This is a genomic window from Thermobifida fusca YX (genome assembly GCF_000012405.1).
In the GTDB taxonomy this organism is placed as follows: Bacteria; Actinomycetota; Actinomycetes; order Streptosporangiales; family Streptosporangiaceae; genus Thermobifida; species Thermobifida fusca.
The window spans coordinates 1,724,498-1,745,565 of the sequence record NC_007333.1; the positions used below are offsets into that span (position 1 = coordinate 1,724,498).

The following is a 21,068-nucleotide window of genomic DNA, read 5'->3' on the forward strand; positions in this document are numbered from 1 at the left end:
GCACCCTGCTCCCTGATCCCATGGCAAAGGCGATCGTGACCACCCCACCGGCGCCACTCCAGGCCAGCCCCGCCCGCACCACCCTGCTGCTCGGCGGCACCCTCCTCGCGCTCGCCGCAGCGGTCCTGCTCAGCCTCACCGTTGGCAGCAAACCCACCACTGTCGCGCAGGTGTGGGCGGCCGTGACCGGCACCGCCGACCCCTACACGACCACCGTGGTAGCAAGCCGCTACCCCCGCACCATCCTCGGCATCCTCGCTGGCGCTGCCCTCGCCGCAGCCGGACTGCTCCTGCAAGGCATCACCCGCAACCCCCTCGCCGACCCCGGCCTGCTCGGCGTCAACGCGGGCGCGATGGCAGCCGTCGTCACCGCGATCGCCCTGCTTGGCCCCACCTCCACCACGGCAACAGTCTGGTGGGCGCTTCCCGGCGCCCTGCTCGCCGGCCTCGTCGCCTACCTCCTCGGCGGCCGGGAAAGCACCGGCAGCACCGTCCGCCTCGTCCTCGCTGGAGCTGTGATCTCCGCCGTGCTCACCGCCTACGTGCAAGCCGTCGCGCTGAGCATGCCGCACGTCTTCGACAACTACCGCTACTGGGTGGTGGGCTCCCTGGCCGGCCGCGGCTTCGACGTGATCGCCTCCGTCCTGCCGTTCCTCACCGCCGGGGCACTCCTCGCCCTCCTGCTCTCCAGCAGTTTGAACACGTTGGCGCTCGGCGAAGAAACCGCCACCGCGCTGGGCGCCAACCCCTTCCTCATCCGGTCCGGCGGCCTGGCTGCCGCCACGCTGCTCGCCGCCGGAGCCACCGCCGCAACCGGACCGATCGCTTTCGTGGGCCTGGCGGTCCCGCACGTGGTACGCGCCCTCATCGGGGGCGACTTCCGCACCTGCATGCCCCTCGCCCTCCTCGCCGGACCCACCCTGCTGCTGCTCGCCGACGTCGTCGGCCGCTTCCTGCTGCGCCCCGCAGAACTCATGGTCGGCGTGGTCACCGCGTTCGTCGGCGCCCCCTTCCTCTTCCACGCTGTCCGCCGCATGCGGGGGCCGTCATGACCCGACCGTCCGCCCTGAACCTGCGTGTGGGCTCCGCGGTAGCGCTGCCCGTCCACCTGCGCTCCCTGCTGTGGGCGCTGCTGCTGGCGGCCGCCCTCCTCCTCACCGTCGTGGCTACCCTCTCCCTAGGAAAGCTGGGGATTCCCCTCACCGACGTGGCCGACGTGCTCACCGGCAACGCTTCCCCCGTCCACATGTTCGTCCTCCACCGGTTGAGCGGGCCGCGCGTGACCGTGGCCATCGGGGTTGGGGCTGCGCTCGGCATGGCGGGAGCCCTGTTCCAGTCCGTCACCCGCAACCCGCTCGGCAGCCCCGACGTCATCGGCGTGAACTGGGGGGCGAGCGCGGGAGCCGCCCTCGTCGCCCTAGCGTTCCCCGGCACCGTCCCCGTGCCGCTCGGCGCACTGCTGGGCGCAGTCGCCGCTGTGCTGACCGTGGCCACAGTGACCGGAACCGGGCTGCGACACCCCGGACGGCTCGTCGTCGCCGGGATCGGTGTTGCCGCCATGTCCGCGGCCTTCACCCAGTTCGTGGTCGCTGCCCTCGCCCGCGACCAGGCCAGTGTGCTCGCCGCCTACGTCAACGGCACCCTGTCGGCACGCTCCTGGGAGCACGCGGCGACAATCTGGCTGGTGGTTGCCCTCGCTGTTCCGCTACTCGCTGCCCTCGCCCAACCGGTAGCACTCACCGAGATGGGCGACGAGCTGGCCGACAGCCTTGGCGCGCGGGCTACGCGGACCCGCACCGCCGCAATCACCCTGTCTGTGGTCCTGGCAGCGGGCGCAGTGAGCGTGGCCGGACCGATCGCGTTCGTCTCTTTGACCGCACCGCAGATCGCCCGCCGCCTCACCCGGCTCGCTGGACCCAACCTCGTGGTTTCCGCGCTCGTCGGTGCACTCATCCTCGCACTGGCCGACCTTGCCGTGCAGCACTTCCCGTTCACCGACGGGCTTCCCGTCGGAATCGCCACCCTGGCCGTGGGCGGCATCTACCTGGGCTTCCTGCTGGTACGCGAGTGGCGGAGAGGAGCACTGTGAACCAGACCGCGACCAACGAAGAACCGTCCCCCGCGGCGGAGCAGGACTTTCCGCGGCGCGGACTGCGCGCCGAACACCTCACCCTCGGCTACGGAACCGCCCCCGTGGTGCGCGACCTCACCGTGGACATTGCCGAAGGCGAGTTCGTCGCGATCGTCGGCCCCAACGGCTGCGGCAAGTCCACCCTGCTCAAAGCCTTGGGTCGGGTCCTGCGTCCGCTGTCCGGCCGAGTACTGCTGCACGGCCGCGACATCCGCAAACAGCGATCCAAAGACGTGGCCCGGCAACTGGCGCTGCTGCCGCAGAACCCGGCTGTCCCCGAAGGGATCACCGTGCGCTCCCTCGCCGCGCGAGGCCGCCACCCCTACCACACGCTGCTGCGCCAGTGGAGCCCTGACGACGAGGCGGCCATCGACCAGGCCCTGGAACTCACCGGGCTAGCCGCGCACGCCAACAGCCTGGTGGAAACCCTGTCCGGCGGCCAGCGGCAGCGGGCATGGGTAGCAATGATCCTCGCGCAGAACACCGGGACCATCCTGCTGGACGAACCCACCACGTTCCTCGACATCGCCCACCAGTACGACCTGCTGGAACTCTTCGCCGACTTGAACCGGCAGGGCCGCACTGTGGTCGCGGTGCTCCACGACCTCGCGCAAGCAGCCCGGTTCGCCAGCCGCCTCATCGTCGTCAACGCGGGACGCATCGTCGCCGACGGCACCCCTAGTGACGTGCTCACCGCTGACCTCGTGCACCAGGTGTTCGGCCTCGCCTGCGACGTGATCGCCGACCCCCGCACGCACACCCCGCTCATCATCCCGCACGAACGGCACCCGGACCTGTGCCGGCAACCAGCCCAGATCAGATCTGACCGTGCCGCGGTGGACGCTGCCCGGTAAGCGCGAACCGGCCGAGATGCTGGATCTTCCACCGGATGGGATCGTGCAGGGTGTGGGTGCGCGCATCCCGCCAATATCGGTGCAGGTTGAGCGGATCCGCAGCGGACCGGGTGCCCGCCACCTCGAACAAGGCGTTGGCGACCGTGACCGCGGCCCGGCCGCCCGCCGCTTTTGCGGCCGCGACCGCAAGGGACGCCTCGGCCACGGTAGCGGCGGTCGGGTGGGCGTCGGCCACATCCACTGCCGCCGCAGCACGCTCCAATAGGGCCTCGGCGGCCCGCACCTGGAGTTCCAGCTCCCCGAACTGCTGGACCACGAGGGGGTCGCCCGTCGCCGTGTCGCTTCCGCTCTCCACATAGGGCCGGCTCCGGGTCCGCACGAATTCTGCCGCCCGCTCTAGTGCGCCGCGAGCCAGGCCGATGTCGATCGCGGCATGCCCCAACTGGGCGAACGGTCCATAGGGGAAGGGGTGGGTAAACGAGCGGTAGTGCGGGACCACCCACGCGGCGGAGACGTCCACCCCGGTGAGGCGGACAGTGCCGCTGCCGGTGGTGCGCTGCCCCATGCCGTCCCAATCGTCGACCACCTCCACCCCGGGGGTGTCAGCGGGCACGAAGACCGCGTGCGGCTGGGGGTCCGCATGCCCGGAAACCGGCAGGAGAGCTGTCACTGCCAGCCACTGGGCGAACAGCGAACCGGTCGCGTAGTACTTGACCCCGGTGATCCGGTACCGGTCGGCCCCGGTCCGCTCCAGTGTGGTCCGCTGGTCGTGCGAATGCTTTCCGGTGCGCTCAGCCTGGGCGTTGCCGACCAGCGCCCCATTGAGCACGTCGGTGAACACTTTTTCTTGCAGTGTCGGGCTGCCGTTGCGGCGCAGTGAGTAGAGGAACGCGAAGTGGGGTTGGAGGATCTGCGCCACACTGAGGTCAACTGTTCCCACCAGGCGCATCACTTCGGCCACGGTTGCCGCCGCTACTTCCGCGCCGCCCCGCGAAGCGGGCACGGTGATTCCCAGCAGGCCGCTCGCGCGGATCTCCGCGAGCTCCGGCCACGGCAGTCTCCGTTCTGCGTCGCGCTGGTCGGCTTCGGCGGCCAGCCGCGGGACGAGAGCGTGGGCGGTCCGCAGCGCGTCACTGTCATCGGTGATGAGACGCGCAGTGACCGTGTCGGTCATCGGGGGTCCTCCTTGTGGTGTGCCAGACCGGGGTGTGCGACTGTCAGCTGGAGGGCCACAGCGGAAGCGTCCGGCCTTAGAGCAGGCCGGACGCCGTACGGGAAAGGATCAGGTGTACCAGGTGGGTTCAGGGATCTCGTTGAGCAGCGTGTAGCGTCCCACTTCGCGCCGCTTGTAGGCCACTGGGTCGTGCAGGCTGTGAGTGCGCAGGTTGCGCCAGAACCGGTCGAGCCCCACCGACGATGCGGTGGCCCGCGCACCTGTGACTTCGAAGATGCGGGACGTGACCTCCAAGCCGACGTCGATAGCCCGCTGCTTGGCGGCCGCAACCCGGACCGCGATCTCGCCGCGCTGGCGTGCGGTCACGGCTTCCCGGTCGCCGTGGAGGATCTGGGAGAGCTGCGTGCCGACCTGGTCGGTGAGCGCCTCCACGGACCACAGCTTCGACTGCAGGTCCCCGTAGGCTTCGAGGATGTACCACTCGTCGACCGCGGACTCTTTGTTGTCCCCGCCGTAGGGCCACGGCCGGGTCGTGGACCGGGTGTAGGCGGCGGCGGTCTCCAGCGCCCCCTGGGCGATCCCCAGGTACAGGTTGGTGAACACGAGTTGGATGGCCGGCAGGTTCAGCGTGTTGTAGACGAGTGGGCGGAACTCCCGGTTGACGTAGCCTGCTGCGTCGTCCCAGGAGATGCGGACGTTGGTGATCCGGACGCTGCCGGATTCGGTGAGACGCTGGCCGATGTTGTCCCAGTCGTCTGCGAAGACGATCCCGTCCTGGGCGGAGGGGACGATCGCGAAAATGTGCTGGTCTGTTCCTTCCAGTACGCCTTCTAGCACGGTGAGGTCGGAGACCTTGCTTCCAGTGGAGAAGGTTTTGCGTCCGTTGAAGACGAGCGTGTCGCCGTCTTCGGTGATCACGAGGTCGTCGTCGCGGGGGTTGACTGCGCCACCGAAGAAGTACCGGTTGGTGGTGGCGAGCTCCTCGACTGCGGCGATCTGCTGCGGGGTGCCGAGGAACCGCACCGCCCACGACCACAGGTAGTGGTAGCCCAGCAGTTGCCCGATGGACCCGTCGGCCTTGGAGACTTCCCGGGTCACCCGGTAGGCGGTCTCCCAGGTCTGTCCGCCGCCCCCGTATTCGACCGGGCCGAGCAGGGTGACCAGGCCCGAGTCTTTGAGGAGTTGGACTTCGGCGTACGGGGTTTGGCCGGCGCGGTCGCGTTCCACAGCGTCGGCGGCGAGGATCGCGCCGACTTCGGCGGCCCGGGTGAGCCACTCGGCTGGGGTGCGCGGGGCTGGGCGGTCGTTCCAAGACCCGGCCGGGGAAGTTTCGGCGGGCCGTTCGGTCTGTTCCGTGCTCATGGTGCCTCCTCATCCGTGTGCGGAGAATCAGGACAGGTGTGCGGGGAGACCGGCCCCGGCGGGAGCGCCGGGGCCGGGGGACAGACCAGGTCAGGCGTGCTGGGCGGCGCGGACTGCTTCGGCGACGGGGGCGCCTTCAGCGAGGCGCTCGTCGACTTTCTGCTCCAGTTCGCGGATGATCGGCAGCACGGTGGCACCGAAGTTGGCGACGTCCTCGTGGTAGTGGAGGAATCCGAGGAGGAGCAGGTCCGCGCCGCGCGCCTTGTACTCCACGATGCGGCGTGCGATCTGCTCGGGGGTGCCGATCAGCCGGGTGCGGAAACCGTCGTTGTACTGCACGAGGTCGTCGAAGGTGGAGTCAGCCCACATGCCTTTGCCGTCGGCGGTGGACTTTCCGGCTTGGCGGACCGCGTCGCGGAAGTCGGCTACGGCCCGCCGGTCGGCTTTGGCGATGATCTCGCGCAGCACTTCGCGGGCTTCTGCTTCGGTGTCGCGGGCGATGACGAACCCGTTGAGGCCGAACCGGATCGTGCGTCCCGCCCGGGTGGCGTGGTCTCGGACCTCGGTCACCTGTTCGGTGAATCCTTCGAAGTCGGTGCCGTTGGAGAAGTACCAGTCGGCGTTGCGGCCAGCGGTTCCGCGGGCGGCCGTGGAGTTGCCGCCGAAGAAGATCTCAGGCAGTCCCCGGCCGGGCACGTCCAGCGGTTTGGGTTTGAGGTCGTAGCCGTGCAGCCGGTAGAAGTCGCCGACGAAGTCGCGTGGGCTGCCTTCCCACGCGGCGCGGAGGTAGCGGATGAACTCTTCGGTGCGCCGGTAGCGTTCGTCGTGCTCCAGCCAGGGTTCGCCGAGCGCGAGGAACTCGTTTTTCAGCCAGCCGCTGACCACGTTGATCGCGATCCGGCCGTGGGTGAGGTGGTCGGCGGTGGCGACCCACTTGGCGAGGACACCCGGGTGCCACAAGCCGGGGTGGACTGCTGCGATGACGCGCAGCCGCTCGGTGGCCAGGGCGAGTGCGAGACTGAAGCTCGTGGATTCGTGCTGGTGGTCGGCCCCGTAGCTGGCGATGTACCGCACTTGGGTGAGCGCGTAGTCGAAACCGTTGTTCTCGGCGAGGACCGCGAGTTCGCGGTTGTAGTCGTAGCTCCAGTCGGTGCGCTGCTCGATGGTGCTGGTGACGAGGCCGCCGCTGACGTTGGGGACCCAGTAGGCGAACTTCAGCGGTGCGGGCTGGGACGGCTGGTCGGTCACGGTGGTGTTCCTTTCCGGCTAGTGCTGGTGGAGGGCGGACGCAGAAACAAGTCTTTATTTCCTACTTGAAAAGTAGGTTATTGGCGGATGGGACGGTATTCCGCAGTCCTCCCAGGGAGACGCGGCCCTTTAGAACGGGGTGAATCCCCCGAACGATCCGCGGTGGTAGAGGAGCGGAGACCGGCGCGGATCATGGACTGTGCCGGCGACGACGCGGCCCACGACCAACCAGTGGTCCCCGATGAGGCGGGTCGCGGCCCGGGAGCACACCAGCCGCGCGGTCACCCCGTCCAAAGCAGGCACCCCGTCCCGGTCGCGGGACCAACGGGTCGGCGGAGCGAACCGGTCCACTCCTTTGGCGGCGAAACGGGTGGCCAGCTCGGTTTGGTCTGCACTGAGCAGGTGCACGCCGAAGAGGCTGGCCTGGCTCAGCCGAGGCCACGTGGACGACGTGGTGGCGACATAGAAGGACACGAGGGGCGGGTCGAGGCTGACGCTGGTGAAGGACGTGGCAGTCAAGCCGACGGGGTGGCCCGCCACGTCAGCCGTGACGATGACGACCCCGGCAGGGTGGTGGCGCAGGAGCTGGCGGAACTGGTCCGCGGCGATCGGAGGGCGCTGCGCCGGGCGCACAGCGGTATGGGAATTGCCCATCGAGACTCCTCGAAGTGCGGTCTGGCAGCGGCGACAGCTACACGGCTGTCCGACTGTGATGGCGTGCGCGGATGTGGGGGGCGACCTGAGCCGTCCAGGAAGCCACCACGGAGTCCAGCTCCGGGCTGGCTGATCCGTCCCGGGGCACGGTGTCGTGGAGGACAGCGAGTCCGGGCGACGGGACATGCGCGCCGAGCTCGACAAGCAGGGGGCGCAGGTGCACTTCGACGGCGAGAGTGTGCGCCGCAGAGCCCATGACGAGCAGCGGCAGGGCGGTCGCACCGGCAAGGGCACCACTAGGGAGCAAGTCCAGGAAGACCTTGAGTAGCCCGGTATAGGTCGCCTTGTAGGTCGGGCTCGCGACGACGAGCAGCTCGGCCCGGCTCACCTGCTCCAGTGCCGCAGCGACCTCGGCAGGCGGGCCGGGCAGCAGCAGCGACGGGGCCAGTGGGGCAAGCTCGACCAGTTCGGGGTCACCGGGGAGTCCGAGTGCGCCCGCTACGTGGCGGGCCGCGGTCAGCGCCGCAGTGGCGGTACGCGACTGCGGACGCGGATTCCCGACGAGGACAGTGATGGACACGGTGGTTTCTCCTCGGTTTCTTAGGAAGCGGGAGCCGACAGCCGCGGGCTGCCCACGAAAGGTACGTGCACGGGCGCGGCGTCAGTATCAGCGGCAGGGGGGCGCCACAGCCCACGCTGCCGCAGCAAGGGAAGCACGCCTTCACCGAACCAGTAGGCCTCTTCCAGGTGCGGGTAGCCGGAGAAGATGAACTCGGTGATGCCCAACCGGTGGTATTCCTCGATGCGGTCGGCCACCTCGGTGTGGCTGCCGACGAGCGCGGTTCCTGCCCCGCCGCGGGCCAGCCCAACCCCGGCCCACAGGTTGGGGGAGACCTCCAGACGCTCGCGGCTGCCGCCGTGGAGGGCGAGCATGCGGCGCTGGCCTTCGGATTCGCTGCGGACCAGCCCGGCTTGGACCTGCGCCACCGTGGCGGGGGAGAGGCGTTCCAGCAGGTGGTCGGCTGCACGCCACGCTTCATCCGCGGTGTCGCGCGTGATGACATGCAGTCGGATCCCGTAGGTGAGGGTCCGTCCGGCCTGGGCGGCCAGTTCCCGGACCCGGCCGATCTTCTCTGCGACGGCAGCGGGAGGTTCGCCCCACGTCAGATAAGTGTCGACGTGGCGGGCCGCCACGCGGAGGGCAGCGGGGGAGGAGCCACCGAAGTAGAGGGGAGGCCGCTGCGGGGGCGGCTGGTGGAGTACCGCTTCCTCAACCGTGAGGTGCGCGCCGCGGAAGGTGACAGTGTCCCCCTCCCACAATCGGGTCACGATCTGGAGGAACTCGTCGGTGCGGGCGTAGCGCGCTTCCTTGTCGAGGAAGTCGCCGTAGCTGCGCTGCTCTGCGCTTTCTCCGCCGGTGACCACGTTGAGGAGCAGCCGACCGCCGCTCAGCCGCTGGTAGGTCGCTGCCATCTGCGCAGCCAAGGTGGGCGATACCAGTCCGGGGCGGAAAGCGACGAGGAATTTCAGTCGCTGCACCGCGCCGAGCACGATCGCCGTGGTGATCCACGCGTCCTCGCACCATGCTCCGGTCGGGGTGAGCACGCCTTCGAAGCCCAGGTCCTCAGCGGCGCGGGCGATCTGGGTGAGGTAGCCGGCTGAAGGGGGTCGCGAGCGCCAGGCGGAGGCATCTGCCGGGTCGCCGTCAGCGACGAGGCCGCGGCTGTCGCCCTGCGTGGGCAGGAACCAGTGGAAGGTCAGGGACATGAGCGGCGTCCTTCTGTTGCGCGGAGCAGGAGGGCGGAGCTGGAAGGCTGGGATGGGTGTCAGCGGGGCCGGTAGACGTAACCGACCCGCCGCACGGTGACGAGCCGTTCGCCTAGCGCGCCGAGCTTGCGGCGGATCCGGTGGACGTGGACGTCCACCGAGCGGGCCGTGGTATGCGCTTCGGGATCCCACACCTGGTCGAGGAGTTCTTGGCGGGTGAACACCCGCCCGGGAGCTGAGGCCAGGTGGGCGAGCAGCCGGAATTCCTGGTAGGAGAGGCTGACGGGTTTTCCGTACGCCCACACTTGCCATGAGTCGCGGTCGATGACCAGAGCGTCGTCGTTCAGTGGACCGGTGGCGGTGCTGTCCGTACCGTTGGCGGCCTCGACGACATGGCCGACGACGACCATGACTTTGCGCCGGTCTGTCAGCGGGATGACGCCGAGGAGCCGCTCCTCGTCACGGTGAGGCAAGGCAGCGTCAGCGTCGCGCACCGGGCGGTGGATGTCGCTGGTGAGCATGGCACCATGATGCGCCAATAACTCAATTAAGTCTACCTGTTTAGTGGGTTTTATTTTTGTTACCTCCGCGGCCAGGGGAGGCTGTGCACGGGCACCGCGGCTCTCTGCCCGGAGCAGACCAGGCGCGCCAGGCGGCGGGCCCGCCTCCCCAGGGGGCACTAGCGCGCCCCGCCGAGGAGCTCTGCCAGGCCGTCTGAACGGGGGAGTGCGGTGCTCCGAAGCTTCACCAGAATGCGCCCCGGTGGGTCCAGGGTGCACTGCCCGGCCTGTGGACGCCGCCACCCCGGGTCAGGGTGCTTCGGTAGGCAGACCTCAGGGGAGCTGGCAGACGGACTGGCGATCACCCCAGGAAAAACGCGGTGTCAACGCGCGATGAGGCCCCTGTTGCTCTGCAATGAAGGAGCTTTTCGGAAGGGTGTCTGCGTCGCGACAGGCAGGCGGTCGACAGGCGCATCCTGGGCAGGCGTGCCATATCAGAGTTTTCCTACCTATATAGTTGGTTTTGTCTGTAGTGCGACGCCTCCGCGAAAGGTGGGCTCCCGCATGCGTTTCCACTGGTTCCTGCCGACTACCGGGGACGGATACGCGGTCCGCAACTCCACGATCCGTCTCGACACCGGTGACACCCCCGCGCCTGCGCGCCAGGCCACCCTCGGCTATCTCGCCCAGGTTGCCCGCGCCGCAGAGAGCGCCGGTTTCACCGCGGCTCTCACCCCCACCGGTGCGGGCTGCCCTGACCCCTGGACCATCTGCGCAGCACTCAGCCAGCACACCGAGCACCTGAAATTCCTCGTCGCTTTCCGGCCCGGCTTCATCCTGCCCACCCTGCTCTCCCAACAGGTGCGGGCCTTCCAGGACATCTCCGGCAACCGACTGCTCGTCAACGTCGTCACCGGGGGAGACCCGGTCGAACAGCGGGCCTACGGCGACTTCCTCGACCACGACCAGCGCTACGCCCGCACCGCCGAATTCCTCACCGTGCTGCGCCGCTCCCTCACCGGAGCACCCGTCGACTTCACCGGACGCTACTACCAGGTGGAACAGTGGGGACCCGCAGACCCGCTCGACCCCGCACCCGACATCTACTTCGGCGGGGCCTCCCCCGCAGCTGAACAGGTCGCCGCCACCCACAGCGACGTCTACCTCATGTGGGGCGAGCCGCCGGACATGGTCGCCCAGCGGATCGACCGAATGCGCACCCTGGCCGCCAACGCCGGCCGCACCCTCCGATTCGGCATCCGCCTGCACATCATCGCCCGCGACACCTCCGCCGAAGCCTGGCGGGAAGCCGAACGGCTCCTCCACGGCATGGACCCCGAGCGCATCGCAGCCATGCAGCGCTACTACGCCCGCATGGACTCCGTGGGCCAAGCCCGCATGGCCAGCCTGCACGGCGGCTCCACCCGCTCCCTCGAAGTCGCCCCCAACCTGTGGGCGGGAATCGGCCTCGTCCGCGAAGGAGCAGGAACCGCGCTCGTCGGCTCCTACGACGAAGTAGCCCAACGTCTCGTGGACTACCAGGCCCTCGGCATCGAAGAGTTCATCCTCTCCGGCTGGCCCCACCTGGAAGAGGCCTACCGCGTAGGCGAATACGTCCTGCCCCGCACTCTCGCAGCCACCGCAGCGCCAACGCCATGAACACTGCCGTCCGGCCCCGCACCGGCCCCACAGACCGCGGCTCCGGGACCCGCCTCAACTCCGACAACTCCACCCGGAGCCGCTTCCACCTTTCCGCAGCCGCCCGCTCCCTCGGGCTGCGCGCCCTCGCTGTAGGCGGCTTCCTCCTCCTGTGGTGGGCAGTAGCTCGCGCCGAGATCTGGCCCCCGGTCATCCTGCCCCCGCCCCACGCTGTCTGGGAGCAGGCCGTCGCAACCACCACCGAAGGGTTCAGCGGATCCACCCTGCCCGAACACCTGTGGGCCAGCATGCGACGCATCCTCACCGGCAGCGGATACGGCACCGCCGGAGGAATCCTGCTCGGCCTCCTCATCGGACTGGTCCCCGCCCTGCGCGTCATGCTGGGGCCGCTCATCTCCTTCGTGCGTGCCCTGCCCCCACTGGCCTACCTCAGCCTGCTCGTCATCTGGTTCGGCATCAACGAAGAACCCAAGATCTGGCTGCTCATCATTGCCTCCCTGCCGCCCGTTGCCGTGGCCACCGCTGACGCGGTCCGCAACGTCGGCCCCGACTACCTCCACGCGGCCCGCTCCCTCGGCGCACGCTCCTGGCGGCTGCCGCTGTGGATCGTCCTCCCCCACGCGCTCCCCGAAGTGATCACCGGGGTCCGCATCGCGGTCGGCGTGGCCTACACCTCCGTCGTCGCCGCCGAGACCGTCAACGGGCTTCCCGGTATCGGCGGCATGATCCGCGAAGCCCAGCGCTTCAACCAGACCGACATCGTCATCCTCGGACTCTTCGTCATCGGCCTGTCCGGGCTGCTCATCGACGGCATCCTGCAGCGCATCGACCGCATCCTCGCCCCCTGGCGGGGCCGAACCTGACCCGCACACCAGATCCGCTCCCCCTAGGAGAACCCCATGATCTCATCGCGATCCCCCCGCACCCTGACCACGGTGCTCGCACTCGCCGCCACCCTGCTGGCCTCCGCGTGCACAGCCGCCGAGGAGAGCACCGACCCTGCCGACGGCGTCCCCGCCCAACTGCGCATCGGCTACCAGTCCATCCCCAACGGAGACCTCATCGTCAAGCACTACGGCTGGCTGGAAGAAGCCCTGCCCGACACCGAGATCATCTGGAGCAGGTTCGACTCCGGCGGCGACGTCAACACCGCCTTCCTCGCTGGAGAACTCGACATCGCCTTGGCTGGAAGCGCCCCCGTCACCCGCGGCCTGTCCCAGCCTCTCGACATCGACTACCAGGTAGCGTGGATCCACGACGTCATCGACGACAACGAAGCCCTCGTCGCCGTCGAAGGCATCACCGAGGTCGCCGATCTGGCCGGCACAACGGTCGCCGTCCCCTTCGCCAGCACTACCCACTACCACCTCATCGCCGCCCTCGACGAAGCCGGCCTCACCGTCGACGACGTCACACTCCTCGACCTGGAACCCCCAGACATCCTGGCTGCCTGGCAGCGCGGCGACATCGACGCGGCCTTCGTGTGGTACCCGGTGCTCGGGCAACTGCGCGCCGCGGGCGGCACGACCCTCATCACCAGCGGAGAACTCGCCGACCGCGGCAAGGTCACCGCAGACCTCGGCGTGGTCAGCACCGACTTCGCCACCGCCTACCCGGAAGCGCTCGCCACCTGGGTAGAGCAGCAGAACCGGGCCGTGGCCCTGATCCAGGAAGACAAGGCCGCCGCGGTCGAAGCCATCGCCGCCGAACTCAACCTGGACGCCGAGGAAGCCGAAAAGCAGATCGACCAGCTCATCTTCCTCAACGCCGCAGAACAAGCCTCCCCCGATTACCTCGGCACCCCCGACCACCCCGGCCGGCTGGCCGAATACCTCCGGCTGACCGCTGAGTTCCTCGCCGACCAAGGGGAGATCGACGCGGCACCCGCCTTGGCGGACTTCCAAACCGCCCTCGCGCCCCAAGGAGTCGCCCGTGTCCTGGAGCCCTAGCCCCACGACCGCCGCCCTGGAACTGCGAGAGGTCGGCCACGACTATCCGAGCCGCGACGGCACAGTCCCCGCACTCGACGGCATCACCCTCTCCCTCGACCAAGGACAGCACCTCGCTGTCGTGGGCCCCTCCGGGTCAGGGAAGAGCACCCTGCTACGCCTGATCGCCGGCTTCCAGCAACCCACCCGGGGCACGCTCACCGTCCACGGCACACCCGTGACCGGCCCCGGGCCTGATCGAGGCGTCGTCTTCCAACAGCCCACCCTGTTCCCCTGGCTGAGCGTGCTCGCCAACGTGGAGTTCGGCCTGCGCATGGCAGGCGTCCCGCGCAAAGAGCGCCGGGAGCGCGCCCTGCACCAGCTCGCACTGGTCGGGCTGGCCGACACTGCGCGGATGCGCCCCTACGAGCTGTCGGGCGGGATGCAGCAGCGGGTCGCCATCGCCCGCGCCCTCGCCCCGGACCCCGGCATCGTGCTCATGGACGAACCGTTCGGCGCACTCGACGCGCTCACCCGAGAACGCATGCAAGAAGAACTGCGCCTGCTGTGGCGGCACACCCGCAAAACCCTCGTGTTCATCACCCACGACGTGGAGGAGGCGGTCTTCCTCGGCACCCGGATCATCGTCCTCAGCGCCCGCCCCGGCCGGATCATCCTCGAGGAGAGCTCAGACCTGCCCTACGAGGAGAATCCCCGGGCAGCACCCGGTTTCGCGCGGCTAAGGGAACGCATCACCGAGGCGGTGCGCCACGCCGCCCACCAGGCCCACTGAACACCGACACGAGCAGAGAAAACACCCGCGCACCGGGGAGAGCGCACGACCGCGCCGGGAACCGATGTGCGGGTGCAACCTTTCCGGCGTGCCCGGGGTTACCAGAGTGTGAGCACCATCGCGGAGACCGCCGACGACGCCGACCGCTGGTTCATCGAGCTGTACGACCAGCATCGCAGTGCAGTGTTCTCGGCCGCGCTGCGGCTCTGCGCCCGCTGGGCGGATGCCGAGGACCTGGCTGCTGAGACATTCGTGCGGGCATACCGGGCTGCCGGAAGCTACGGCCCGGAACGCCGCTCCCAGATGCGACCCCGGGCCTGGTTGATGACCATCCTGTGGAACGTGTGGCGCAACCGGGCCCGCACTGCTGCCCGCAAACCCCCGCCAGCACCCCTCACCGACGACGTCGACCTCGCTGATCCCCGGCAGGACGTCGCTGAAATCGCCGAACACCACGAGACCAGCGGGGCGCTTGCCACACTGCTCAACCAGCTCTCCACCATGCAGCGGGAAGCGATCGTGCTGCGGTATGTGGCCGACCTGTCCCTGAGCGAGGTTGCCGCGGTCCTCGGTATCCCCGAGGGCACCGCGAAATCCCACATCTTTCGCGGGCTCGCCAAGCTCCGCGCACTCACCCGGGGAGGTAGCTATGCGTGAAGAACCATTGGAACAGCAGCTCGCAGACCTGGCCGTCGACGCCCCCGCCGACTTGATCGACCGGATCGTGGCCCGCTGGGTCACCGTGGAGAGCCCGATCGGGGAGCTTTTCGTCGCCTACACCGACCACGGCATCGCCTATGTCCGGCGGCACGGAGCCGAAGCAGCCGAAGAGTTCCGCCGCCGCTTCCAGCGGCCGCTGGTGCGCGCCCCCCGGCCCCCGGCTGGACTGGTGTCGGCGCTGCGGCGCGGACGCAGCAGCACGCTCACTTTTGACTTGCGGGGCCTGTCCGACTTCCAGGTTGCGGTGCTGCGCGCCACTCGGACCATCCCGCGGGGTGAAGTGCGCCCCTATGCCTGGATCGCCCAGAAGATCAACCGGCCTAGAGCAGTGCGCGCGGTGGGCACGGCGCTGGCCACCAATCCGGTCCCCGTGCTGATCCCCTGCCACCGTGTGGTCCGCTCCGACGGTTCCCCCGGCGAGTACATTTTCGGGGCTGAAGTCAAGCACCGCCTGCTGCACGACGAGGGCACCAATCTCGAGGAGCTGCATACGCTGGCCCGGCGCGGCATCTTCTACGTGGCTAGTGACACCACCGGAATCGTGTGCCATCCGACGTGCCGCCACGCCCGCCGAATCACCCCGCCCCACCGGAAAGGGTTCCGTACCTTCGCCGAGGCCGCTGCCGCGGGATACCGCCCTTGCCAGCACTGCCAGCCCGCTCCCACGGTAGCGACGCCAGCCCCAGGGCTGTCCCGCGACGAAGAGCGGTGACACGGCGGGAAGCGCTTCCGTTCCGGAGACCGACCTTGTTGGGGGAAGGGCGAACGGGAAGAACGGGGGATTTTCCACCGGGATCCACGCTGGCGGCGGGCGGAAAACGCGGGTGTTCCCGGTGAAGCCGACACAACAGACAGGAACGAACAGAATAGAACAGCGAATTGGTGGCCCTACCTCTCCTTGGTGTGGTAGAGCTGTGTCCCACGGGGATCCTGCTGAATGCTTTGTTGTCGCCGGTGAAGCACCCCTAGGCGTGGGAGCGCTCCCAAATAAGGGATCATCATTCGCCTAGGCCGTACGCCCCGACTACATCAGGACTGATTCCGGCCAGACCACCACCGGTCTGCCGCCGCAACAGAAGCCCGACCCGGGAACGGGGGAATTCGTGTGGGAATTGCGCGGGAAACATCCGGCATAGGCCGGCTCATCCTCGGTGTCTTCAACGCCGCTGCCTTCGCCGGCCTCTCCACGGTGGTCCTGCCACTACTGCTCGACCAGCGCGGCGCCACCAAACCAGAGATCGTCATCTTCTACGTGCTGTTCGCCCTCGCCGCCATGGCGGCCAGCCTCCTCGGAGGCGGATGGTGCCGCCGACACGGGCGGTACCGGACCGGGATCGCCCTCGGCGCCACCCTCGGCCTCGCCGGAACGGCCTTCCTCGCCGCCCCCACCCCCGGGTGGGCGATCTACCCTGCCGCCTGCGGCATCGCTGTCGGCAGCCTCATCTACCCGTCCTTCGTGGCGCTACTCGACAACGGAACCCGCTCCGAAGCCCGCGTCATGAGCCTGGTACGCACCGTATTCATCATCGGCTACATTGCCGGGCTCGGCCTCGCCTCCGCCATGTTCCTCGCCGAACAAACCCTGGGCCCGCTCTTCCACCCCATCTACGGAGGCATGGCCCTCTACGGGCTCATCCTGCTGATAAGCGTCACCCTCCCCGCGGTCGCCCACCCCAAGCCGACCACACCCGAAGACCCGGCAGCCCGCGGCCGCAAGAAAGAATGGTGGCTGGTGGCCCTGGCCGTGGCCGCGGTCTTCCTGCTCCGCGGCGCCGACAACCTTCGTCAGGTCTACCTGCCGCTCTACGCCCTGAGCGCAGGCATCGCGGAATCCGTCATCCCCAGCCTGTTCGCCCTCACCGCCTTCGTGGAGATCCTCGTCCTGGTCCCCCTCGCCACCGCCGCCGAAAGATACGGCAGCGTGCGCACCCTCGTCGGGGTCTGCGTGATCGGCACCCTGTCGTTCCTCCTCGTCGCGGTGGGCACCGGATACGGCGGACTCCTCACCGCCCAGGTGCTCTACGCCGTGTTCACCGCCGGATTCCAAAGCATCGCCGTGGTCATGCTTGGCCAGGTCACCCGTGCAGGCGTCTCCGGCGGAATCGGCGCATTCGTGGCCATCTTCCACCTCGGCTCCGTGATCGGTGTGACCGTGCCCCTCGTCGTCCCCGGCTACTCCGCGGCGATCTTCTGGATCGGCTGCGGACTGTGCCTCTTGGCGGCCGCAGCCGTGGTCGCAGTAGGCGGAGACCTCGACCCCGCCCACCGCGAAACCGCGAAACAGCCATCCCCCGCAGCGCACAGGAGCGTGGAGAAAACCGTCTCAGCGCCCGACTGGCACGATGGTCCTGCGACCCAGTGACACCGGCCCCAATGGCAGCACAATTGCGTCTAGGGTGCCCAGTGTCCCACCATCCCTGAACCACAAGAATAGGACCGAACGTGACCGGAATCACCCCAGCTCCGTTGCGCGCCTTGCGGCGCCGCGTAGCAGTACTCGTCGGCGAAGTACTCTCCCCTGGAGTTCTGGTCACGGTTGCCCTGCCCTTAGTCGGCTGGACCGGCACCCGCAGCCTCACCGGTGTCGGCTGGGGGCTCTTTGCTGCCCTCTGCTGCGTGGCCGTCCCCTACATCGTGCTGTTCCTCGGAGTCCGACGCGGCTACTGGCAGGACCACCACTTGAGAGACCGCCGGCAGCGCACGGTGCCGTTCCTCATCGCCACCGGCTGTGCCCTCACCGGCTGCGCCGTACTGCTCCTGCTGGACGCCCCCCGCATCGTCCTGGCCCTGGTCGTCGCCATCCTGGCCGGACTCGTCAGCACCAGTGTGGTGAACAGGTGGTGGAAGATCTCCGTGCACACGACAAGCGCTGCCGGGGTCGCCACTGCGCTCGCGTTCACCTACGGGCTCATGTGGGGAGTGGCCGCTCCCGCGGTCGCGCTCGTCGCCTGGTCGCGGGTCGAACTCGATCACCACACGGTCGCCCAAGTCGTTGCGGGCGCACTCCAAGGGGCGGTGGTGTGCGGCACAGTCTTCGCGCTCCTGCATTGACCACGAAATCCCGCAGCGCGCCTGTTCCCCCGGATCAAGGGAGCCGCAGCTCCCCGGTCCCGGTGAGAAGCCGGACGACCGCGGCCGTGTCCGTCAGGTCATCGAGCACGGCGTCCGCTCCCGCAGCAGCAAGATCAGCGCGGCTGCTGCGCCCGGTCGCCACCCCGACCGCCCGCACGCCCGCGTCGTGGGCGCCGCGGATGTCGTGCGGGGTGTCGCCGACCACCACCACGCTCGCAGAATCGAACGGCCCGTGCCGTTCCCCGGCCCGGGCCATCGCCCAACGCACCAGGTCCGCCCGGTCGACACTCTGGTCCCCGTAGCCGCCGAGAGACAAGTCGAGATACCCGGCCAAACCGAACGCAGCGAGCTTCGCTGCAGCCAGATCCCGGATATTGCCTGTGACCACCGTCTGCACAGCGCCAAGCCGGTGCAGGGCCTGAAGCGCCGCATCAGCACCAGGCAACGCACGTCCCACTTCGCGCATCCGCGGACGCAGTTTCTCCGCCGCCTGGACGAGCGCTGCAGAGAACCGGGAGACCAGGTCGGGGCACGGCCTGATCCCGTTGCGCTGCAGCGTCTCCGTGATGATGGCGAGCTCGGTGCGTCCCGCCATCTCCGCCACCGCCTCCGGGAAACGGCCCACGACGGAAGCGAAGGCGTGCGCATACAGCTCCTGACTGACCGTGCCCACGGTGAGGAGGGTGCGGTCGATATCCCACAGGACAAGACAAGGGGAGGGGATGGTGGTCACGGTGCCGATGGTCTCATACCGCCCCACCATGGCGGGGGAGAGGGCAGCCTACCCCCCCACGTAGCCGCAGTGTCGGAGACGTTCCCCGCCCAGCTCTGGGCGCGGACCGCTCCCCATGCCTGAGGGAGCGGTATTAACGCTGACCCGTGGGGGAGGAGGCGGAACCGGCGGCCTGGGCTTCCTCTCCCAGCAGGCGCAGCAGCTCCGCGGCACCGCTGTTCGCCTCCCCGCCGCCTTCAGCGGCTGCGCGAATGAGGTCGTGCAACCGGGAGAGCAGCCGAATCCGCTGTTCCAGCACGGCCATCTTGGTGGCGAGCATGGCATGGGTGCGCGCGGAAGCCTCACCGGTGCGCTCCTGCGTCCCCTGGCACAGCTCCCGCACCTCTTCCAGGGAGAAACCCAACTCCTTGAGGAGCAGCGCCCCCTGGACATAGGAGAGGTACTCCGGCGGATATCGGCGGCTCCCACCGGCCGTGCGTTGGGGCGTGGGAAGGATCCCCAGCTCCTCGTAGTAGCGGATCGTGCGGGGAGAAACCTGGGCGCGCCGTGCGAGCTCGCCGATACTGAGCAGGCTCCGGGCAGTACCGGACGACGGCGCAGAAGCGTCCTGCTGCTCAGGAGACGCAGACGAGGACGTCCGCGCCGCCCCGGAGGAGATGCGCGTGGACATCGGTGGACTCCCAAACACTCAGAGAATTAACGGATCACGTCAAACACCGTCCAACTTAGCGGGAGCACAGCGGCCACACGGCGGATGGCAGGTCTCACGTGCGCGGAACGCCGGATGATTCCCAGACTCAAAAACCGAGATCACGGCCGATGATCTCTTTCATGATCTCCGTCGTCCCCCCGAAGATCGTGTGCACCCGGGCATCCCGCCACAACCGGGAAATCGGATACTCGTCCATGTATCCGTAGCCCCCGTGCAGTTGCAGACACGTGTCAGCGGTCCGCTTCAGCAACTCAGTGGTCCACCATTTGGCTTTGGCCGCATCCACAGGGCTCAGCCTGCCCGCGTTGTGGGCGAGGACCGCCCGGTCGACATAGGTCTGGGCGATATCCACCTCGGTGGCCATTTCCGCCAACTGGAACTTGTTGTGCTGAAAACGGCCGATCTCCTGGCCGAACGCTGTACGCTCCCGACAGTACCGGATCGTCCACTCCACAGCGGCGCGTGCCGCAGCGACCGCGATCACCGCGATCGACAGCCGCTCTTGCGGCAGATTACGCATCAGATAGCCGAACCCCTGGTTCTCCTCACCGAGAAGATTGGCCGCGGGAACCCGCACATCCTCGAAAACAAGTTCGGCAGTGTCCTGGGCGTGCAGCCCCACCTTGGCGAGGTTACGACCCCGGCGGAACCCCGGCATGCCGCGTTCCACCACCACAAGGCTGATGCCGCGGGCCTGGGCCGACGGATCAGTCTTCGCGACGACGATCACCAAATCCGCGTGGATCCCATTGGTGATGAACGTCTTCGTGCCGTTGAGCACATACGAATCGCCGTCCCGGACCGCGGTAGTGCGCACCGCTTTGAGGTCGCTGCCCGCCCCCGGCTCGGTCATCGCAATCGCGGTCACCAGGTCCCCGGAACACAGTCCGGGAAGCCAACGCTGCTTCTGCTCCTCGGAAGCCAGCGACAGCAGATAGGGGGTGACCACATCGTTGTGAACCCCGAAACCGGAGCTCAGCGAGAGCATCCCGGCACGCGCACACTCCTCGGTGAGAATCGCGTTGTAGCGGAAATCCGGTTCACCCCCGCCACCGTACGCGGCAGGGATAGCCGTCCCCAGAAAACCGGCACGACCCGCCTGCCGCCACAGCTCCCGGTCAACGATGCCTTCCGCCTCCCACCGTGCATAGTGGGGGACAGCGTGACGCCGGAGAAACTCCCGCACCGCATCCCGGAACTCGACGTGAGCGGGTTCGAAGAGTGTGCGTTCCATCGCAGCTTTCCCAGGCCGTGGACTACCGTCCGATCCATTCTTCCCTGCCCTCCTGCTGCGGACGGTCTCGCCCCACCCTTGGCCCAACCGCTACGCCCTTGAACGCTGCCGGCCGGTGCGGGCATGACCCGCCGACAGGGGAAGGGCTGTCCCGGCCCGGCACAACAGCCCAGCGCCCCCTGCTGGACGGACCAGCGCGGAGCCGGCTTAAACCCTACGGTTCAGCAATACGCGCGATAGTGTCCCCTTCCGCCAGCTTCTGGCGGTCATGCACCGCGAATTCAGCGAGTGTCCCGGAAGAAACCGACTTGACCTCAGTGAACTGCTTTGCTGCTTCCACCATTCCGATGGTCTGTCCAGCCTCAACCCGCTGGCCTTCCTCCACAAAGGGCGGCGCATCGGGCTTAGGGCGCCGGTAGAAGTGACCGGAGACCGGGGATGTGATCACCCGGGTCGCTGGCATGCCTGCTCCTTGCATCGACCGTCGGATGCCCGTTGCGCTACCCGGCCTGCCGGTACCCTGTCCG

Annotated in this window: 22 protein-coding genes; 11 read left to right on the forward strand and 11 right to left on the reverse strand. The window is 68.4% G+C overall.

Going from position 1 to position 21,068, the window contains the following annotated elements; genetic code table 11:
• Positions 1 to 20 precede the first annotated feature (20 nt).
• The 3 genes from TFU_RS07385 to TFU_RS07395 are packed head-to-tail and all read left to right on the forward strand — an operon-like array spanning position 21 to position 2,985.
• A complete protein-coding gene (locus TFU_RS07385) occupies positions 21 to 1,052 on the forward strand; it encodes a FecCD family ABC transporter permease (RefSeq protein WP_011291923.1) in 1,032 nt (343 codons plus the stop codon).
• Positions 1,049 to 2,089, forward strand: a complete 1,041-nt coding sequence (locus TFU_RS07390) for a FecCD family ABC transporter permease (RefSeq protein WP_011291924.1) — start codon at positions 1,049 to 1,051, stop codon at positions 2,087 to 2,089. The genes TFU_RS07385 and TFU_RS07390 overlap by 4 nt, the downstream gene beginning before the upstream one ends.
• Entirely contained in the window at positions 2,086 to 2,985 is a 900-nt protein-coding gene (locus TFU_RS07395; RefSeq protein WP_011291925.1) for an ABC transporter ATP-binding protein, read from the forward strand. Before TFU_RS07390 ends, TFU_RS07395 begins: the two co-directional genes overlap by 4 nt.
• Here the strand turns inward: TFU_RS07395 and TFU_RS07400 are convergent.
• From TFU_RS07400 to TFU_RS07430, 7 genes are all read right to left on the reverse strand, one after another.
• Positions 2,948 to 4,159 (reverse strand): SfnB family sulfur acquisition oxidoreductase, encoded by a 1,212-nt coding sequence (locus TFU_RS07400; protein WP_011291926.1) that lies wholly within the window; start codon positions 4,157 to 4,159, stop codon positions 2,948 to 2,950. The genes TFU_RS07395 and TFU_RS07400 overlap by 38 nt on opposite strands.
• 108 nt (positions 4,160 to 4,267) lie before the next feature.
• Positions 4,268 to 5,521, reverse strand: a complete 1,254-nt coding sequence (locus TFU_RS07405) for an acyl-CoA dehydrogenase family protein (RefSeq protein WP_011291927.1) — start codon at positions 5,519 to 5,521, stop codon at positions 4,268 to 4,270.
• A 90-nt stretch (positions 5,522 to 5,611) separates the two neighbouring features.
• On the reverse strand, positions 5,612 to 6,769 hold the full coding sequence (sfnG, locus tag TFU_RS07410; RefSeq protein WP_011291928.1) for a dimethylsulfone monooxygenase SfnG: 1,158 nt from the start codon (positions 6,767 to 6,769) through the stop codon (positions 5,612 to 5,614).
• 129 nt (positions 6,770 to 6,898) lie between these two features.
• The gene (locus tag TFU_RS07415; RefSeq protein ID WP_011291929.1) at positions 6,899 to 7,423 is read right to left on the reverse strand and encodes a flavin reductase family protein; all 525 of its coding nucleotides are present in this window, start codon (positions 7,421 to 7,423) and stop codon (positions 6,899 to 6,901) included.
• 37 nt (positions 7,424 to 7,460) lie between these two features.
• Positions 7,461 to 8,003, reverse strand: coding sequence for an NAD(P)H-dependent oxidoreductase (locus tag TFU_RS07420; RefSeq protein WP_011291930.1), 543 nt, complete (start codon positions 8,001 to 8,003; stop codon positions 7,461 to 7,463).
• A gap of 20 nt (positions 8,004 to 8,023) precedes the next feature.
• Positions 8,024 to 9,190, reverse strand: coding sequence for an LLM class flavin-dependent oxidoreductase (locus TFU_RS07425; protein ID WP_011291931.1), 1,167 nt, complete (start codon positions 9,188 to 9,190; stop codon positions 8,024 to 8,026).
• 59 nt (positions 9,191 to 9,249) lie between these two features.
• Positions 9,250 to 9,711: a winged helix-turn-helix domain-containing protein gene (locus tag TFU_RS07430; protein WP_155983538.1), complete on the reverse strand. Its 462-nt coding sequence runs from the start codon at positions 9,709 to 9,711 to the stop codon at positions 9,250 to 9,252.
• A 543-nt stretch (positions 9,712 to 10,254) separates the two neighbouring features.
• On the opposite strand from TFU_RS07430, the gene TFU_RS07435 reads away from it, so the two are divergent.
• The 8 genes from TFU_RS07435 (at position 10,255) to TFU_RS07470 (ending at position 17,841) form a co-directional block, all read left to right on the forward strand.
• The gene (locus TFU_RS07435) at positions 10,255 to 11,349 is read left to right on the forward strand and encodes an LLM class flavin-dependent oxidoreductase (protein WP_011291933.1); all 1,095 of its coding nucleotides are present in this window, start codon (positions 10,255 to 10,257) and stop codon (positions 11,347 to 11,349) included.
• Positions 11,346 to 12,212 carry an ABC transporter permease gene (locus tag TFU_RS07440; protein ID WP_011291934.1) on the forward strand — a complete coding sequence of 289 codons (867 nt, stop codon included), beginning with the start codon at positions 11,346 to 11,348 and terminating at the stop codon, positions 12,210 to 12,212. Before TFU_RS07435 ends, TFU_RS07440 begins: the two co-directional genes overlap by 4 nt.
• 36 nt (positions 12,213 to 12,248) lie before the next feature.
• Complete coding sequence (locus TFU_RS07445; RefSeq protein ID WP_011291935.1) at positions 12,249 to 13,298, forward strand: taurine ABC transporter substrate-binding protein; 1,050 nt, start codon at positions 12,249 to 12,251, stop codon at positions 13,296 to 13,298.
• Positions 13,282 to 14,070 (forward strand): ABC transporter ATP-binding protein, encoded by a 789-nt coding sequence (locus TFU_RS07450; protein WP_011291936.1) that lies wholly within the window; start codon positions 13,282 to 13,284, stop codon positions 14,068 to 14,070. Before TFU_RS07445 ends, TFU_RS07450 begins: the two co-directional genes overlap by 17 nt.
• Positions 14,071 to 14,178: 108 nt before the next feature.
• Positions 14,179 to 14,727: an RNA polymerase sigma factor gene (locus TFU_RS07455; protein WP_227480866.1), complete on the forward strand. Its 549-nt coding sequence runs from the start codon at positions 14,179 to 14,181 to the stop codon at positions 14,725 to 14,727.
• The gene (locus tag TFU_RS07460; protein ID WP_011291938.1) at positions 14,720 to 15,502 is read left to right on the forward strand and encodes a methylated-DNA--[protein]-cysteine S-methyltransferase; all 783 of its coding nucleotides are present in this window, start codon (positions 14,720 to 14,722) and stop codon (positions 15,500 to 15,502) included. The genes TFU_RS07455 and TFU_RS07460 overlap by 8 nt, the downstream gene beginning before the upstream one ends.
• Before the next feature lie 393 nt (positions 15,503 to 15,895).
• Positions 15,896 to 17,152, forward strand: coding sequence for an MFS transporter (locus tag TFU_RS07465; RefSeq protein WP_011291939.1), 1,257 nt, complete (start codon positions 15,896 to 15,898; stop codon positions 17,150 to 17,152).
• A gap of 80 nt (positions 17,153 to 17,232) precedes the next feature.
• The gene (locus TFU_RS07470; protein ID WP_011291940.1) at positions 17,233 to 17,841 is read left to right on the forward strand and encodes a hypothetical protein; all 609 of its coding nucleotides are present in this window, start codon (positions 17,233 to 17,235) and stop codon (positions 17,839 to 17,841) included.
• A gap of 34 nt (positions 17,842 to 17,875) precedes the next feature.
• On the opposite strand, the gene TFU_RS07475 is transcribed toward TFU_RS07470, so the two are convergent.
• The 4 genes from TFU_RS07475 to TFU_RS07490 form a co-directional block, all read right to left on the reverse strand.
• Positions 17,876 to 18,625 carry an HAD family hydrolase gene (locus tag TFU_RS07475; protein ID WP_011291941.1) on the reverse strand — a complete coding sequence of 250 codons (750 nt, stop codon included), beginning with the start codon at positions 18,623 to 18,625 and terminating at the stop codon, positions 17,876 to 17,878.
• A gap of 103 nt (positions 18,626 to 18,728) precedes the next feature.
• On the reverse strand, positions 18,729 to 19,265 hold the full coding sequence (locus TFU_RS07480) for a MerR family transcriptional regulator (RefSeq protein ID WP_011291942.1): 537 nt from the start codon (positions 19,263 to 19,265) through the stop codon (positions 18,729 to 18,731).
• Between the two features lie 127 nt (positions 19,266 to 19,392).
• Positions 19,393 to 20,541, reverse strand: coding sequence for an acyl-CoA dehydrogenase family protein (locus tag TFU_RS07485; protein ID WP_011291943.1), 1,149 nt, complete (start codon positions 20,539 to 20,541; stop codon positions 19,393 to 19,395).
• A 214-nt stretch (positions 20,542 to 20,755) separates the two neighbouring features.
• A complete protein-coding gene (locus TFU_RS07490; RefSeq protein WP_016188681.1) occupies positions 20,756 to 21,004 on the reverse strand; it encodes an acetyl-CoA carboxylase in 249 nt (82 codons plus the stop codon).
• Positions 21,005 to 21,068: the final 64 nt, after the last annotated feature.